Genomic DNA, 15,561 nt, shown 5'->3' on the forward strand with positions numbered 1-15,561 from the left:
ATCCCGATGCCGCATGCTACGCTAACGTTGACAGCATGGGGTATCCGCAGAAAATTGTACAGAGCAACAAAAGACGGCACTAGAGCATTACTTTAGGCAAATCAAGCGGAACTGCAAAACATTGTAGTAGTCCCCCGTTATCAGAACAGACGACTTGCCACAATGATGCTGAGTAGTAATGTCCGGTTGCGACGAGGTCAAGAGTTACTTTGAATATGCCCTGAGTTATTGTACTCCGATGTTGAGGGAAAATACGATGTAGCGTTGCTGAGAGCAATCCAGTTCAGATTATCAAAGTTGACCCTGTGCCGGGCGAAAGCCTTATTCACGGGGTTTTTATATGGCTCCGCCATCCGATCTGAAAATCGGTTTATTGAAAAAAGAACAGATAATAGCCAGACGGAGGTGATTTCCGTATAGTGGAAAGGGCGAAAAGCTCGCTACTAAACCGGCAAAGGAGGTATATGTCATATTGAAAGCGCCTACAGCGTTGAGGACGGCGCATGAAGAGCGGTTTAAGGTGTATTCAATCAACGGTCTGGGAGGAACAGGAATGAAAAAAACGATGAGCTGTATGCTGACTGTCTTTATGCTATTTAGTATCCTATCGATTCAGCCTCCAGCAGCCTATGCCGAGGTTACCGGGCAAACATCCGCAACAGTCAACCTGCTGACCAATCCGGGCTTCGAGCAAACGGCGGCCAATTCGGCGTGGACGGGAGGAATCGCAGCGGCCGATTGGACGCGGTATGTGTTCAGCGGAACGCCTGCCTATGCCGTAGACAACTCCGTTGCCCGTACCGGCGGCAAATCGGTAAAGATCGAGGCGGGCTCCACCGCCCGGGGAACGATTTTCCAGCAGATCAATTCGGTGGTGAAAGGCAAAACCTACAAAATCAGCGGTTGGATGAAAACGGAGAATGTCTCGAACAAAGCTTTGGTCCGCTTTCAGATCGGCCGGACTTCAGGCGGCAACGTTCTGGTCAACATGGCTGAAGCGAAAGGAACGACGGACTGGACCTATTTCGAGCAAACGACGAAAATCCCGGACAACGCGACCACTCCGTCTTGGCTGAAGATCGAAGCATTTTTGGAAAACAGTACCGGCAAGGTGTGGTTCGACGATTTTGAGGTGATGGAGTGGAAAGGGGTGCAGGGCGTAACGCTCGATCCGGCCATTCAATCGCTGCAAATTGGACAGACGGTCTCGTTAACACCGGAATTGATTCCGGCCGACGCCACGAACCGCAGTGTAACATGGACCTCTTCCGATCCCTCGGTCGCGGCTATAGACGCCGCCGGGTTGGTTACCGCCAAAGCGGCCGGTCACGCTGTTATTACGGTGCAAACCGATGAAGGCGGTTTCACGGATATGGCCGTAGTGGGTGTCGGCGCGCCTGACGGTTTGAGTGTCACTCCTTATACGGGAACGGTTCAGGAGGACGGCGAACTAAGCGGGCAACTGATCGCGACGAGCCAAGGCGGCGGCACCGCGACCTTCCGCACGGCGATCGAACCGACTAACGGGAAGCTGACCGTATTTCCAGACGGACGGTTCCTTTATTACCCGAATCCCGATTATGCAGGAACGGATGAGTTTGCCTTCATGGCCTCAAGCGGCCAAGGAGGCCCCCGATTCGGGATCGCTTCCATCCAGGTTACCCCGGTGAACGATGAACCGAAATTGGACCTGAAATGGTCGTCGACCGGGAAAAACACGGCTCTGAACGACAAGCTGCAGCTAGCTTCCGACAAGGACGGCGACGCCATCGTATGGCAGAAAGTAACGGAGCCGCAGCATGGAGCTTTGCAGGTGAATCCGGACGGTACATACCTCTACACGCCCGACACGGACTTTGTCGGGTATGACGGGTTCCGCGTCGCAGCGTTGGACGGCAAAGGCGGCCGAGTGGAAGGACGGGTGCAAATCGCGGTTATTCCGGGTATCGCAGATTTGTCCGCCCAGTTCCGCAGCCGGCCGGAGTATGGACAGCATCCGCGGCTTTTGGCGGACCGCGAAGATTTCCTGCAGGCGAGGGAGCTGATCGTCACCGATATATATATGAAGGAATGGTACGAACGGCTGAAGCAGGAGGCCGAGCCGATCCTGCAAACGGCGCCTCTCCCTTATGCGTCGGCCGGTGCGAACAACTATGGGATTCGCGACCGTTTGCTGCGTACCGGATTGATGTACCAGCTCAGCTTGGACAGCCGTTACGCGGACCGGACGATCCAGGAGCTAGAAGCGCTTGCCGGTTATGCGGACTGGGGAGCCCGTACGAATAATATATTGGCGCTCGCCGAGCTGTCGCATGCGGTCGCTCTGGCTTACGACTGGGTATACGAGGCGATGACGCCGGCCGAACGGACGGCTATTGCGGACGCCATCCGCGTCAAATCGCTGAATGTCGCGCTGGACTGGTATCGGGGCGTATTTACGCATAACGGAGAGTTCAACAATATTAACCTGGTTGACAACGGCAACTTTGGGTTGACCGCGCTAGCCATTATGGACGAATCGGCGCAGAATGAAGCTGCCGCCGCCGAAGTTTTGCAAGGAATATACAAGAAGCTTCAGCAGGCGCTGCGCCATTACACGCCGGACGGGGCGTGGCCGGAAGGGCCGGCTTACTGGCATTATGGCGGACAGTATTTGAGTTATATGATCGCAGCGATGAACAACGTGATGGGAACGGACTACGGACTTTCCGGAGTTGCCGGCTTCGAGGAGTCGGGGGCGTTTCCATATCATCTGCTTGGCGAAGGCGGATATTTCGACTTTTTTGACGGGGGAATATCGCTGGCACAGCCGGAGTCGCTCTGGTTCGCCGACTTTTTCGGCAAACCGGAGTATGCTTGGCATATCGGGGACCTCTCCCGGCGCAAAGGCGTCTACCACCCGCTGTATCTGGTCTTGTACAAGCCGGGCTTATTCGATCAAAAACCGACGGAGCTCGATCAGTTTTACTCGGCGATCGAATCAAGCTCCATGCGCAGCGCTTGGGACGATCCGGAAGCTTTGTTTGCGTCGATGAAAGGGGTCAACGAGACGCTGAAAAGCCATCACGATCTCGATGCGGGAACCTTTGTGTTCGACGCGTTGGGCGTCCGTTGGGCGATGGATTCCGGCAACGAAAACTACAATTTACCCGGATTTTGGGATTATAGGTACCAACGCTGGACGTATTACCGTAAAAAGACTGAAGGTCACAACACGATCGTCGTGAATCCGGTACAAAATCCGGTCGTGCAGCAGGACCCGCTGGAAACGGCGCTTCGCATTCGCGAGGAATCCAAGCCGCGCGGCGCTCTGGGTATTGTGGACATGACACCCGTTTACAAAAACGACGCCGTCAGCATGAAGCGCGGCATGATGTTGACCGGAGACCGGACCCAACTGATCGTTCAGGACGAAATGAAGCTGAAAACGGCGTCCGAGCTATACTGGTTCATGCATACGAAAGCTTCCATCGAGATTATCGAGAACGGGCGTGCAGCGATATTGAGCCAAGGCGATAAGCGATTGTACGCGAAACTGATCGAGGCGCCGGATGGCGCAGTCTTCTCGGCGATGGATGCGATAGCGCTGCCTACATCGCCCGATCCTGCGGAGCAGTCGATCAATTTCGGCGTCCGCAAGCTGACGGTTCATATGACAGACGTCCGGGAAGGCAATTTGGCTGTATGGCTGGTTCCGTTATACGAAGGCGAGCCGCTCCCGTCCTCCGTGCCTGCCTATACGCCGCTAACGGCTTGGTCGATACCGGGCGGAGACCCCGTTCCGAGACCGGCCAGACCGGAGCTGGATACGTTAACCGTCGACGGGCAGCCGATCGCGGGCTTTAAGCCGAAAGGGACTTATTATGAAGTGTCCGTACCGTTCGAATCGGCAGCGGTGCCGGTAGTCGGCGCTTCTTCGGTTCATCCGTTCACGGTTGTACAGAGTGGGAGCGTGCCGGGAGAAGCCAAAGTACACGTTCGGTCTATAGACAACCCGAACCTGGTTAATGTGTATACCGTCCGTTTCAAAAGACTGCCGCTGATCGGCCAGCCGCCGGGGATGAGCCCGTATCCGATCGCAGCGGTAGAAGCCAGCTCGGTGCCGGAAGCCGCCCAAGGCAATACGCCGGATAAAACGATCGACGGGAACCTCGATACCCGCTGGTCGGCCCCCGGCAAACAGTGGATCCAATACGACCTGGGCGACGTGAAGCCAGTGGGCGCCGTATCCATCGCGATCTTTAACGGAACGACGAGGAGCGCTTACTTCGATATCCAGGCGTCTGCCGACGGCCAACAATGGACGACGGTATTCAGCGGCGAAAGCTCCGGGACGACGATCCAGCCTGAGACCTTTTTGCTGCAAGGGGTTCAAGCCCGTTACATTCGCATTGTCGGCAGCGGTAACTCCGCCAACAACTATAACAGCATTACGGAAGTCGCTGTATACAGCCCACCTTCCGTTACGGGAATCGAGCTGGACAAATCCTCCTTGCAATTTACTTCGATCGGCGAGCAGGCGAAATTGACAGCCCGGGTCCTTCCGGATGGAGCGGCGAGCGGGAACGTGAGCTGGACGTCTTCCGACTCGGCGGTAGCCGTAGTAGATGCTCAAGGGAATGTAACAGCGAGCGGTGAAGGAACGGCGACGATTACGGCCGTAACCGAGGAGGGCGGTTATAGCGCATCGGCTTCGGTGATCTCGGATGTATACGGTCCCTCGATTACCTTCCAGATGCCGTCCGTCGTCAGGCAGACCGAGACGGTTACGCTTTCCGTCTATGCGGCCGATTCCATTACGGGAGTATCTTCGCTGACGGTGACGCTGAACGGCGTAGCGAAGCAGCCGACATTGACGGTGTCGCCGCTAGAGCTGGCCGCAGGCGAGCATCGGGTGCTGGCGACGGCTGTGGACGGCGCCGGTCATGAGACGGTGCGCGAATTCGTTCTGAGCGTCGAAACGGATGCGGGGCAGCTGATCCCGGCGCTTGAGATCGGTCATGCCAAAGGCTGGCTGAAAAATCGCGGCATTTTGCAAAGTCTGGTCGTGAAGGCGCGGCGTGCGGATGCGGCCGGAGACGATCCCCACAAGCTTGAGCAAGCGCTGAAGCCGCTCGAGAACGAGATCCGTGCCCAGCACGGCAATGGCATCGAAGCTTCCTTTGCAGATTTGCTGTTGCACAATATTTCCTACATTCGCAGCAAGCTCACGGATTCATCCGAGTAAACGAACAGCAGATTGGCTTGCCGCCCCGATTCCTTACAGAGTCGGGGCGGCTTCGTTTGGCCGCGTAACGCCTCAATGGAACCGCATATGACGGGCCGCCCTCTGGAGTATATAATAGAAGACAAAGATTACGTAGGGAGACCGATCAGGGAGTGATGCTCGGATGAAAAAATCACAATTTCAAATGCCGGACCAATCGATGCATGTATACAAATGGGAACCGGATGTTGACGAAACGAAGCAGTCTGTACAGGGTGTCATTCAAATCGTGCACGGGTCGTGCGAACATGCGGACCGGTATGACGGATTCGCCCGTTTTCTAGCCGGTCATGGATGGATCGTTTACGCAGGCGACCTGAGCGGACATGGACATTCCGTCTCGACTCAGGAGGACTTGGGGTATTTCGGCGAACAGGACGGCTGGAGCGGTTTGGTCAGGGAACAGCACGAGGTTGCGAAGCAAATCCGGGAGGAGCATCCCGGATTGCCCGTAGTGATGTTCGGACATAGTATGGGCTCGTTCGTAGCCCGGGATTACGCGATCCGATACGGTTCCGGGCTTGCCGGTCTTATTCTAAGCGGGACGGCTCATCACTTCAGGGGTTCCTTGCTTGCAGGCCGGTTATTGGCCAATCAGGTGATTCGGACAAAAGGCATTCGGCATCGGAGCAGTCTGTTGTACAACTTGACTTACAACTCGTTTAATAAACGATTTGAGCCGAACCGGACGGGACAGGACTGGTTAACCCGCGATCCGGCGATCGTCGATACGTTTATTCAAGACGAGCTGTGCGGGTTTGTATTCACTGCCGGCGGGTTCCGCGATATGTTCGAAGGCTTGCTTAACATTACTAATCCCGGCCAAATCGCCCAAACACCGAAGGAGCTGCCGGTTTTCCTGCTGTCGGGTGCGGATGATCCTGTCGGGGGATTCGGCAAAATGGTCGAAAAGGCGTACAGATCTTACCGGAAAGCGGGAATGCTCGATGTCAGGATGAAGTTGTACGAAGGGTTGCGGCACGAAATCTTGAATGAAATCGGCAAAGAAGAAGTGTACAAAGATATCTTGACGTGGATGTCGCAAACGGTTTGCGCAAAAACGATTGGGGAGCGGATATAAGTCCCAACACCATGGCCGATCTGGCAAAATCCTTGCAAGGTCAAGCTGCGGCGAAATCGAAGCTCCGATCGATGCCGGCAGCCCGGCGGCACGAATTGTCACGTCACCAATATCAATCGAAAGGACCTCAACTTCCACGGCAATGTGGAGGTTGGGGTCCTTTTTCTCGGGCAAATCGGTTCTAAGATTTGAGACAGCCCATGACGGTTTCCCGCATTAGTTCCCGTTGGCCGGCGAAGTCTCCGCAGATTCCGCGGCACCTCTTTTCACAGAACCAGATTGGACAGGTTCATCGGAAACGGTTACGCTGCCGCTAGACAGCTTGTGAATCCCGTCGCTCGTCCCCGAAGTATAAACGTCGGAAAGCTGCTCCTTCGTTAATTCATTGCCCTCCATCGCGCTTTCGTTCCTTTCATCGCCGTTTCGGTTCATCGGTACGCGCCCTCCATTGCTTTTGGTTGTATGGGCTTATTTTTTGCCTGACCCGGCAATTTATGCAAGAACGGTTTCATTTGCGCTCCGGACTTATTTCATAAACTGCCTTGCGATATAGGCGATTACCGACAGCACTACGCTGATTACAATGCAGGTGACGACGGGAAAATAAAATTTGAAATTGCCTTTTTCGACAGCAATGTCGCCGGGTAATCGGCCAAGGTTTATAAATCGGCCGAGAAGCATCCAGATCAGCCCGATTACGATCAGCACAATTCCGGCTCCCATAAGAACCCTCGGCACATGGTTCATCCGTTCTATTCTCCTTTGATTCCTTATTATCGTATTGCAGGCTGCTCTTTCGGGTTAAAAAGGATAATCCATGGTCTCCTCATTCATAATATAGGCAACAACCTGAGGAGGGATTTTGTATGGAACTGCCCGGAGAACGCCTGTTGATCGCTGCGCTCGGAGGCGTTAACGAAATCGGTAAAAATATGTACGTCCTGCAATACGGCGACGATATCGTAGTCATTGATTGCGGATCGAAATTCCCGGATGAGAACTTGCTGGGCATTGATCTGATTATTCCGGATATCAGTTACTTGCTAAGCAATAAAGACAAGGTGAGGGGAGTTGTCGTCACTCACGGGCATGAAGATCATATCGGCGGCATTCCTTACCTGCTGAAACAGCTGCAGCTGCCCGTATACGCTTCCCGTTTGACGCTCGGTTTGATCGAGATCAAGCTGAAGGAGCACGGATTGCTCCGGGAAACGGTATTGCAGCGTATAGATTCGGACTCGGAGATAACCTTCGGACCTATCCAGTGCAGTTTTTTTAATACGAATCACAGCATACCGGATTGTCTGGGAGTGGTATTCGATACGCCGGCAGGCGTCATTGTCCATACGGGCGATTTTAAGTTCGATATGACTCCGGTTAATAATCAATATCCGGATTTGCACAAAATGGCCGATATCGGCAAACGCGGCGTCCTCGTCCTGCTTTCGGAGAGTACCAACGCCGAACGTCCGGGATTTACGCCCTCCGAACGACTGGTTGGCGAGCATCTCGCAGATGCGTTCGAGAAGGCGGACCGCCGGTTGTTTGTATCCACCTTTGCGTCCAATGTGCACCGGCTCCAGCAGGTCGTCGACGCCGCGATCCAGACCGGCCGCTCGCTTGCTCTGCTAGGGCGAAGCATGATTAACGTCGTAGCTGTTGCGCAAGAGCTCGGTTACCTTCATGTACCCGAAGGGATGCTCGTCAACCCCGAAGAAGCGGCCAAGCTTCCTCCGAATCGGGTCGCCGTCCTCTGTACCGGCAGTCAAGGGGAGCCGATGGCCGCTCTATCGAGACTAGCCAGCTCCAACCATAAACTGATGGAGATCCAGGCGGGAGATACTGTCATTATCGCAGCTAATCCGATTCCGGGCAACGAGCGCAACGTCGCGCGTATAGTCGACAATTTGTATACACTCGGGGCCAACGTCATTTATGGATCCAAGAGCGAAATGCTTCACGTATCGGGGCACGGCAGCCAAGAAGAGTTGAAGCTTATGCTTACTTTGATGAAGCCTAAGTATTTCATTCCGATTCACGGGGAGTTCCGAATGCTGCATCAACATCGGATACTCGCCGAAGCGGTGGGGGTACAGAGCAACCGTATTTTCATCTTAAATAACGGAGATGTGGTCGAATCGGGCGAAGGTTATCTTCGCAAATCGGGACGCATCCCGGCAGGTCAAATTCTTGTAGACGGTCTCGGGATCGGGGATATCGGCAATATTGTACTGCGGGATCGGCGGCAGCTGTCCGCGGACGGTATCCTGATCACGGTCATCAAGTTAAGCAAGACGGAGGGGAAGCTTATCTCCGAACCGGAAACGATATCCAGAGGTTTCGTCTACGTCCGCGACTCGGAATCGCTGTTTGAAGAAGTCAATCAACAAGTAGCGACGATCGTCTCCAAAATGCATGAGGACAAAATCAACCAATGGAGCGTGATCAAGCAAACGATCAAAGATGCGTTGGGCAAGCTGCTTTACGCCCGCACGAAGAGAAGGCCGATGATCCTGCCGATCATTATTGAAATATGAGCGAATGCGGCAGCGGGGTGTATACCCAAATGAATGAAGCCCTTCGACTTTGAAGGGCTTCAACCGTTATTTACAACTATGAATCGTAACAGGGCTAGCCCCGAACTTTACAGCCTTGCGAAGTATTGCTTAAGGTCTTCAATTAGGTCCGGCGGATACGGTTCCGTCCCGGCGGCGGTTGGAGTCCCGTCATGGGGAGTTTGTCCAGCCGTTTGGTCAATCTGCTCGACGACGGAAGCGGCAACAAATTGTGCGTTCAGCCCGTAGTGCTTGAATATAGACAACAAGTCGTCCAGATTTTTATGGTTTTCTATTATTTCAGACAGTCTGCTCATGTTCTCACCTCGTTGTTTTATTATTTGTAATCCTATTGTTTTTTATGATATTACTTTGACCAGCCGGACCCCCTATGTAAAAGGGAGGGAAGACCGCTGCCGCTCCCAAATGTATAACTGCAGCTGCGTTACAGATACTAAACCGGAAAGGGACTAAGATCAAGTCATTTTTGCGAGGAGGAACTCACATGGCAAAGAGCAGACAGCATCAGGAAGCGCACGGAATCGGTCAAATCGAAAATCAATTGGCGCAGCAGACCGAAGCGGCTGAAGAGATTCAAGGAGGAAGCGAAGCGGATCGTAAAGTGATAGCTGCAAGCCGGGAACAGGATTCGGAAACCGAAGACGGCTTCGAAGATTAGCTTCGCCCAACAGGGCATGTGATAGCAGCCATTGCAAGCAACATCAGGACCGCCACTCTTAATGGCGGTTTTTTGTGCTGAATAGGGCAATCAAACATGGTGCTGCAACGGCAAAACAATCATGTTCGTAAATTTTCATTGCCTTTTAACTTCAAGGATTGTTTTGATGGACTTATTCTTACTGGGGATGCTCCTTTTGACTCATTCGATCCGCTTATGGTAGTTAAAGGTACAACGCGAATCGGCCTACCCATTTTTTTTGGAATAACGGGCTATTTTTGTTGTGCCTTATTAGTTTGCCACAGCGAATAATGGATGAGTTTTTTTGTGCTGGTCTGTAACGAGCAAACACTAAGGAACAAGCGTCTAACGACGCTTGATAAAAAGGAGTTCACTTCCTATGCAGCTTCCATGGAAAAAAACGTTTGCGATTATTTTCAGCGGGCAAATCTTCTCGATCTTAACGTCCGCCATGGTCCAATTCGCGGTCATCTGGCACTTGACGGAAACGACAGTGTCGGCGACGGTGCTTATGATTGCCGGGCTGGCCGCCTTTTTGCCCCAAGCTATGCTCGGGCCTTTCATCGGCGTATGGCTCGACCGGTGGAATCGGAAAATGACGATGATTGCCGCCGACAGCGCCATAGCGCTTTCGAGCCTGCTTCTGGGCGCTTATTTTCTGCTTGGGGAACCGAGCCTTCCGATCGTGTATGCGATCTTAACGATACGTTCTGCGGCGACCGCATTTCATGCGCCGGCATTCCAAGCGGCCATTCCGCTTATCGCGCCGAAGGAACAGTTGACGCGCGTGGCCGGCTGGAACCAGATGAGAAGCTGGGGCGCGTCATCTCCTTGGTTACGAGTATCACCCTGCTTTCGTCGCCGATCGGGCTCGCGCTGGCCGGCCCGGTTGTCGATAGGTATGGGGTGCAGGTGTGGTTTTTGGGTCCGGTATTGTAATTGTCTTAACCGGGGCGTTCATCTATATGAGATTTATCCGGATGAACCGGAACGAAGACGCTGCGGACAGCCGTTGAGAGCTGGACGAACTGTATCGCGATCAGTCGCCTCCTTATCTATGTAGTGCTGATAAAAAGCCCTTGTCCGCGTACTGAACGGATCAAGGGCTTTTTGGTCTGCTTCAGGAGTTTCCAGCATTATTTATTTGGCCAGATCAGCTTCGATCGTCTTGTTCATCGATTCCTCGGCTTCCCGCAATGCCGTGTTCGCATCCTGTTTCCCGGTCGTCACATTTACGAGAGTGCTGAATATTTTAGCGGCCGCTGAGCTGGTATAGGCGCTGACGTATGAGGGGGCGGCGAATCGATCGGGCAGCATCGCTTTTGTATTTTTCCCCTTGTACATCTCGGACTCCTGCCCGAACGCTTTCCGGACGGCGTCGTTTTTCAGCAGACTGAGGAACAAGCCTTGCTTGGATTTTTCCATATGGAACGCCTCGCCGGACATGTAGGACAACACCTCGAACGCTTCCTCGGGCACCTTGCTCGTCGCCGTAATGAAGAAGTAAAACGGATAAGCTTGCGGACCGATTCCGGGCGCTTCTGTAAGCGTCGGGAACGCTGCCAGATCCCAGTTCATCCCCTGCAGTTCGGTGGCTGTATGCATCGTGCTAACCGGCATCCACATGGCCGCCCGTTTTTCCTTCGTGAACATATCGCGCTGTTTGCCGACCTGCATCTCCGCATTGGTCCAGTCGTAGCCGGGCAGCGTGTAAAACCGCGATATGTTGGCCAGAAACCGGTTCCAGGCGTCGCCGGTTAACGTCGCTTTGCCGGATTTCGGATCGATCATATTTAGGGAAGTCTGGTTGCGCATCGCCAGATGGGAGGGGGAGATGACGGTTCCGTAGTATTGCACCCCGCCATCCTGCCGCGTCAGTTTACGAGACAGCTCGTAGGTTTCGTCCCAAGTCATGCCGTCCTTCGGGTAGGGCACTCCGAATTTGTCGAATAGATCTTTGTTATAGTAAATCGTGGCCGGCAGCGTGTACATCGGGATACCGTACAGCTTGCCGCCGCCGATCTGCTTCAGCATGTCGACGCTCGTCGTCTCGAACCGGCTCAGATCGAAGCTGTGCTTCTGAATCAGCGCCGTAATGTCGCGCTCCATCTTCGGCTTCAGCAAATAGTTATAAATTTGCCCGATGGACATGAACATAATGTCGACCTGGGTTCCTGTCGTAACGAGCTCGGTTACTTGATCCGCTTTGCCGTTGGTTTTAATGAATTTCGGTGTAATATGCGGATACTTGGCCTTGATCGGATCGCCAAACTCTTTCATGAAACGCTCCTCGTCCCAATCCGCGCTCGGATGATAAAATACGAGATCGATCGGTTTGGGAGGTACGCTTGCGGCTGCTTCAGACTTATTCGAGCTGCTGCCGCTGTCCGGCACTGTAGCAGATGAGCTGCCGCAGGCGCTCACAAGCGATGCGGCTGCCATCGTCCCAATTAATAGAATCATTTTGAACTTACGCGTCACGGATATCGAATCCCCCTTGTGCTTGTTTGTACGGTGCTCAACGACGCATTGCTGTAAACCGTGTTTCTTGACTCCCTCCTCTACAAAGCGGATATAAGCGCTTTCAAAAGAAATATACCACGGGAGCCGGTACACGTCTTGCTACCAACGTGTCGACATCGCCGTGGCGTTTATCCGAAATTGCTATTTTCACTCGTTACCCGCTTTCAGACGAAGCTGCGGTACTGCTCAGGCGTTTTTCCGACGAGCTGTTTGAAGTTGCGGGAGAAGTGGGCGACCTGCTTGAAGCCTACCTCAAGGCTCACCTCGGTGACGGTCCGTTTCTTGTTAAACATAAACAGCAGCTTCGCCTGACTGATTCTGCGCTTATTGATGTATTCGAACACCGTCATTCCCGTCAGTTCCTTAAAGATCTTCACCATATAAAATTTGCTCAGATGGATGCTGTCGGCGAGCCGGTCGAGCGTCAGCTCCTCCATATAATGATTTTCAATATACGACAATATGTTGCGTACGTTGGACTCCTTGGTCAAAAGTGGCGTCGGCTCGGAGAGATCCGATTCACCGCATTCCCAGATGAACAGAAGCAGCTCGCAAAACGCGTTGCGAAGACGGCTCAAGCCGAGCTGGCCGGGCTGGTTCGCAAACCGGTCGAGCTTTAACAAAATTTGTTCCGCCTCGGCTTTGCGCTCGCCCTCAAGACGCCAGCGTTGATTGCGGATCGTACGGAAGGGGAGGAGCAGATCAATCGCGCCGGGAGTCTGAATAAACGGCAGCGTGCTTGCCTCGTCGAACCGGATCATCGTGCGCTCGCATGATTCCATGCCGATCGGGCCGTGCTGGCTCATGCCGTTCATGATGATCAGGTCACCGGGGGCCAGCTCATAAAACGTTTCGCCAATCAGGTACGTACAGCCGCCGTCATGAACGTAATAAATCTCGTATTCGGGATGACTGTGAAACTTCGAAGGCATTTTATAATCCGAGCGGTAAGCAAATACATCGAGCCATGTACATACGGGGGTCATCGGTAACGCACCTCACTCACGGGTCAGCGATTGCGCGCGAAGACAGCGCTTGCATCTATTGTAAAAGATCGGCGGCGGTAATGAAAGGGGAATTGAAATCCGGCTTTCTCCAGACGCTTCGCGAGGTGTCTCGCCGATCCCGACTGTATTCGCTACAAACTTATCAACTAGCGGCTGGAGCGAAGGTATCCACTCCCTTGCACGCGTCAACGGGTTTGCACGTCAAAGGACTGTCCGGGTGTTTTACTGAACCGTTTCCTTTGTGCAGGAGAATTCTCACCGTATGAAGCTGCAAGCGCCTTACTGGATTTCATAAACAGCAGATGTATGAAAAGGAAAAGATTTATCGTTTCTTAGAAAGAAAGGTTGGCTGCATCTCCTTTCAAACACTATAGAGTCAGAGGAGGAATTATCCCGTGCAAGTGTTTAAAAGCAATCTGGAAATGCTTGAACCTCAGCGATCCTCGTCCCTAACCGGGTTTACGTCAATGAAGGCGAGAGCTTGACCGTCAAAAGCCCGGACATTCCGGATACCGCGGCGAATCCAAGTATAACGTGGGTTTCGGACCGACTGATGAAGAAAAGTGAAAATTAATTTTCGAACGGTCGGCGAGGATAAGAGGAAAATAAAGTAATAACGAAATGATACCCGTTATTTGCAGAGCCCCTGTAGTAAAATAAGCTAAAGTACTTACATGACGGGGGAATCATGGAACCAATAATTGATCGAATACGAACAAAAGCGGAGCAGCTGTTAAACGCTAAAGTCGACGAGATCCGAAAAGTCGAAAACGTTCCGAACAATACCGTCTATAAATTATGGGCGCGAAACAAACCTTACATTTTTAAAATATACAAGCAGCGAAACTGGCCGGAAGACAGGAAGCTTCTTTTTGTCAATCGGCAGTTGAATGAACAGCAGATAGGCTGCGCTGCGATTATCGAGTTTGATCGGAACGATCCTCATTTCCATACAGGATATGTGCTTGAGGCATGTTTGCCCGGTAAAACGGCCGATCAAATCGTATTTAACGAACAAACAGGCTTAGCCTTTTACGAGAAGCTCGCGAGACTGGTATCCCGCATTCATAAGATTCCTATACCAAACTTCGGCTACATCGGGGGAGGAATAGCCGGGTACCCGTCTTTAGTTGATTTTGTCAGCGACGAGTTTGATGAGAGAGCGAAAAACCTGATCAACAAGCGACTATTCGATACAACCAGCTTGCTCGAAATAAAGAACATGGTTACCGACCAACTGCGATTATGCGACGGCCACCCCTCCGTATTGTGTCATGGCGATTTAACGACGAAAAATGTAATCATTGACGAACAGGGCGAGCTTACTTTAATCGATTGGGACGACGCCATGTCGTATAACTGGATCGCCGACCTGTCGAGAATGACCTATTGGATGAAATTTAAGTACACTGCTGACGAAAATAAACGATACAGAGCTTGTTTCATGGAGCATTACACAACGGATTGCAGAAAAAGCGATTTTTATCAATTTGAAAACCTGTTTCATGTATGGATCGGATTGGATTTTTTGAATTATTACGCCAATCGGCCCCAGTATGAGGACACCATGAGGTTTTTCAAAGAAACCGTGAAACAACTTAATCGAAAACAGGATAGATGAAACTAGAAGTTGGAGCTCCAAATCCGGAACAATGGGGACGTTCAGCAGCTTTTTACCGTAGAGAAGGTTTTACCGAAATAGGGCCGCGGTTGAAACTAAGCTTGTGAAATAGTAGCAGTTTGGAATAATTCATCTGGTTGGGAGGTCCATATGCTTTATTTAATTGGAGGCGCTTCTAGAAGCGGGAAAACAACTACGGCCAAAAAGATTTTGAAAGAAGCGGGCATTCCTTACTTTTCTTTGGATTATTTAATGATGGGCATCGCACATGGCGTGCCCGAACTCGAAGTTCAGCCGACCGAGGGCGACTTTCTGACCGGTCAACGGCTGTGGAAAATCGTCGATCCCCTAATGACCGCGATGGTTGAAAACGGAATCGATTACACTGTAGAAGGGGTTCAACTGCTGCCAGCATTCGTAGCGGAGTTTCAACAAAAATTCGCGGGCGACGTGAAGTGTTGTTTCATCGGTCAAGCGGAGTTGGATGTGACGGCTGTGGAAGAGATGAAGTTCCACTCCAGCGCCACCGAAAATGACGGGTTCAACGACCTGAACCATCAAGAAGCGCTGGCCGAAATGAAGAGGATTCGTGCAGACAGCGCGAGGTATAAAGAAGAGAGCGAAATGCACAATCTTCCTTATTTCGAAAGCTCCTCGGATTTCCATCGTACGTTGGATCAGGTTGTAGCTTATTTAATAAACAAATAACAGAAAGAACTGCGCGCCCATGAAGAGCTTAACGATCACAGCGCGCGGTGTTTTGCTGCATGACGGCGGTCGATCGATCACAGCTATCCATAATTCCGTT

12 protein-coding genes are annotated in these 15,561 nt (G+C 52.3%); 7 read left to right on the forward strand and 5 right to left on the reverse strand.

Annotation, left to right across the window (positions count from 1 at the left end; all coding sequences use genetic code 11):
• Nucleotides 1-553: 553 nt before the first annotated feature.
• Both IDH45_RS09295 and IDH45_RS09300 read left to right on the forward strand, forming a co-directional pair.
• Nucleotides 554-5,227: an Ig-like domain-containing protein gene (locus IDH45_RS09295; RefSeq protein WP_190926837.1), complete on the forward strand. Its 4,674-nt coding sequence runs from the start codon at nucleotides 554-556 to the stop codon at nucleotides 5,225-5,227.
• A 163-nt stretch (nucleotides 5,228-5,390) separates the two neighbouring features.
• Nucleotides 5,391-6,347: an alpha/beta hydrolase gene (locus tag IDH45_RS09300; protein WP_190926839.1), complete on the forward strand. Its 957-nt coding sequence runs from the start codon at nucleotides 5,391-5,393 to the stop codon at nucleotides 6,345-6,347.
• A 216-nt stretch (nucleotides 6,348-6,563) separates the two neighbouring features.
• On the opposite strand, the gene IDH45_RS09305 is transcribed toward IDH45_RS09300, so the two are convergent.
• Both IDH45_RS09305 and IDH45_RS09310 read right to left on the reverse strand, forming a co-directional pair.
• Nucleotides 6,564-6,779 (reverse strand): hypothetical protein, encoded by a 216-nt coding sequence (locus tag IDH45_RS09305; protein WP_190926841.1) that lies wholly within the window; start codon nucleotides 6,777-6,779, stop codon nucleotides 6,564-6,566.
• A gap of 93 nt (nucleotides 6,780-6,872) precedes the next feature.
• On the reverse strand, nucleotides 6,873-7,094 hold the full coding sequence (locus tag IDH45_RS09310; RefSeq protein WP_190926843.1) for a DUF2905 domain-containing protein: 222 nt from the start codon (nucleotides 7,092-7,094) through the stop codon (nucleotides 6,873-6,875).
• A gap of 119 nt (nucleotides 7,095-7,213) precedes the next feature.
• On the opposite strand from IDH45_RS09310, the gene IDH45_RS09315 reads away from it, so the two are divergent.
• A complete protein-coding gene (locus IDH45_RS09315; RefSeq protein WP_190926844.1) occupies nucleotides 7,214-8,884 on the forward strand; it encodes a ribonuclease J in 1,671 nt (556 codons plus the stop codon).
• A gap of 107 nt (nucleotides 8,885-8,991) precedes the next feature.
• Here the strand turns inward: IDH45_RS09315 and IDH45_RS09320 are convergent, their stop codons facing one another.
• Entirely contained in the window at nucleotides 8,992-9,219 is a 228-nt protein-coding gene (locus IDH45_RS09320) for a hypothetical protein (protein WP_190926846.1), read from the reverse strand.
• Between the two features lie 188 nt (nucleotides 9,220-9,407).
• Between IDH45_RS09320 and IDH45_RS09325 the strand changes: the two genes are divergently transcribed.
• Both IDH45_RS09325 and IDH45_RS09330 read left to right on the forward strand, forming a co-directional pair.
• Nucleotides 9,408-9,581, forward strand: coding sequence for a hypothetical protein (locus tag IDH45_RS09325; protein WP_190926848.1), 174 nt, complete (start codon nucleotides 9,408-9,410; stop codon nucleotides 9,579-9,581).
• Nucleotides 9,582-9,981: 400 nt separating this feature from the next.
• Nucleotides 9,982-10,665 (forward strand): MFS transporter, encoded by a 684-nt coding sequence (locus IDH45_RS09330; RefSeq protein WP_190926850.1) that lies wholly within the window; start codon nucleotides 9,982-9,984, stop codon nucleotides 10,663-10,665.
• Between the two features lie 77 nt (nucleotides 10,666-10,742).
• Here IDH45_RS09330 and IDH45_RS09335 read toward each other — a convergent pair whose 3' ends face one another.
• Both IDH45_RS09335 and IDH45_RS09340 read right to left on the reverse strand, forming a co-directional pair.
• Entirely contained in the window at nucleotides 10,743-12,083 is a 1,341-nt protein-coding gene (locus tag IDH45_RS09335) for an ABC transporter substrate-binding protein (protein WP_190926852.1), read from the reverse strand.
• A 206-nt stretch (nucleotides 12,084-12,289) separates the two neighbouring features.
• The gene (locus IDH45_RS09340) at nucleotides 12,290-13,111 is read right to left on the reverse strand and encodes a helix-turn-helix transcriptional regulator (RefSeq protein ID WP_190926854.1); all 822 of its coding nucleotides are present in this window, start codon (nucleotides 13,109-13,111) and stop codon (nucleotides 12,290-12,292) included.
• A 709-nt stretch (nucleotides 13,112-13,820) separates the two neighbouring features.
• Here IDH45_RS09340 and IDH45_RS09345 point away from each other — a divergent pair.
• Together IDH45_RS09345 and IDH45_RS09350 are read left to right on the forward strand one after the other, a co-directional pair.
• Complete coding sequence (locus tag IDH45_RS09345) at nucleotides 13,821-14,753, forward strand: aminoglycoside phosphotransferase family protein (RefSeq protein ID WP_190926855.1); 933 nt, start codon at nucleotides 13,821-13,823, stop codon at nucleotides 14,751-14,753.
• A gap of 150 nt (nucleotides 14,754-14,903) precedes the next feature.
• A complete protein-coding gene (locus tag IDH45_RS09350; protein WP_190926857.1) occupies nucleotides 14,904-15,461 on the forward strand; it encodes a P-loop NTPase family protein in 558 nt (185 codons plus the stop codon).
• The last annotated feature ends 100 nt before the right edge of the window (nucleotides 15,462-15,561 follow it).

It is taken from the genome of Paenibacillus oceani (genome assembly GCF_014705615.1).
Taxonomy (GTDB): domain Bacteria; phylum Bacillota; class Bacilli; order Paenibacillales; family NBRC-103111; genus Paenibacillus_AB; species Paenibacillus_AB oceani.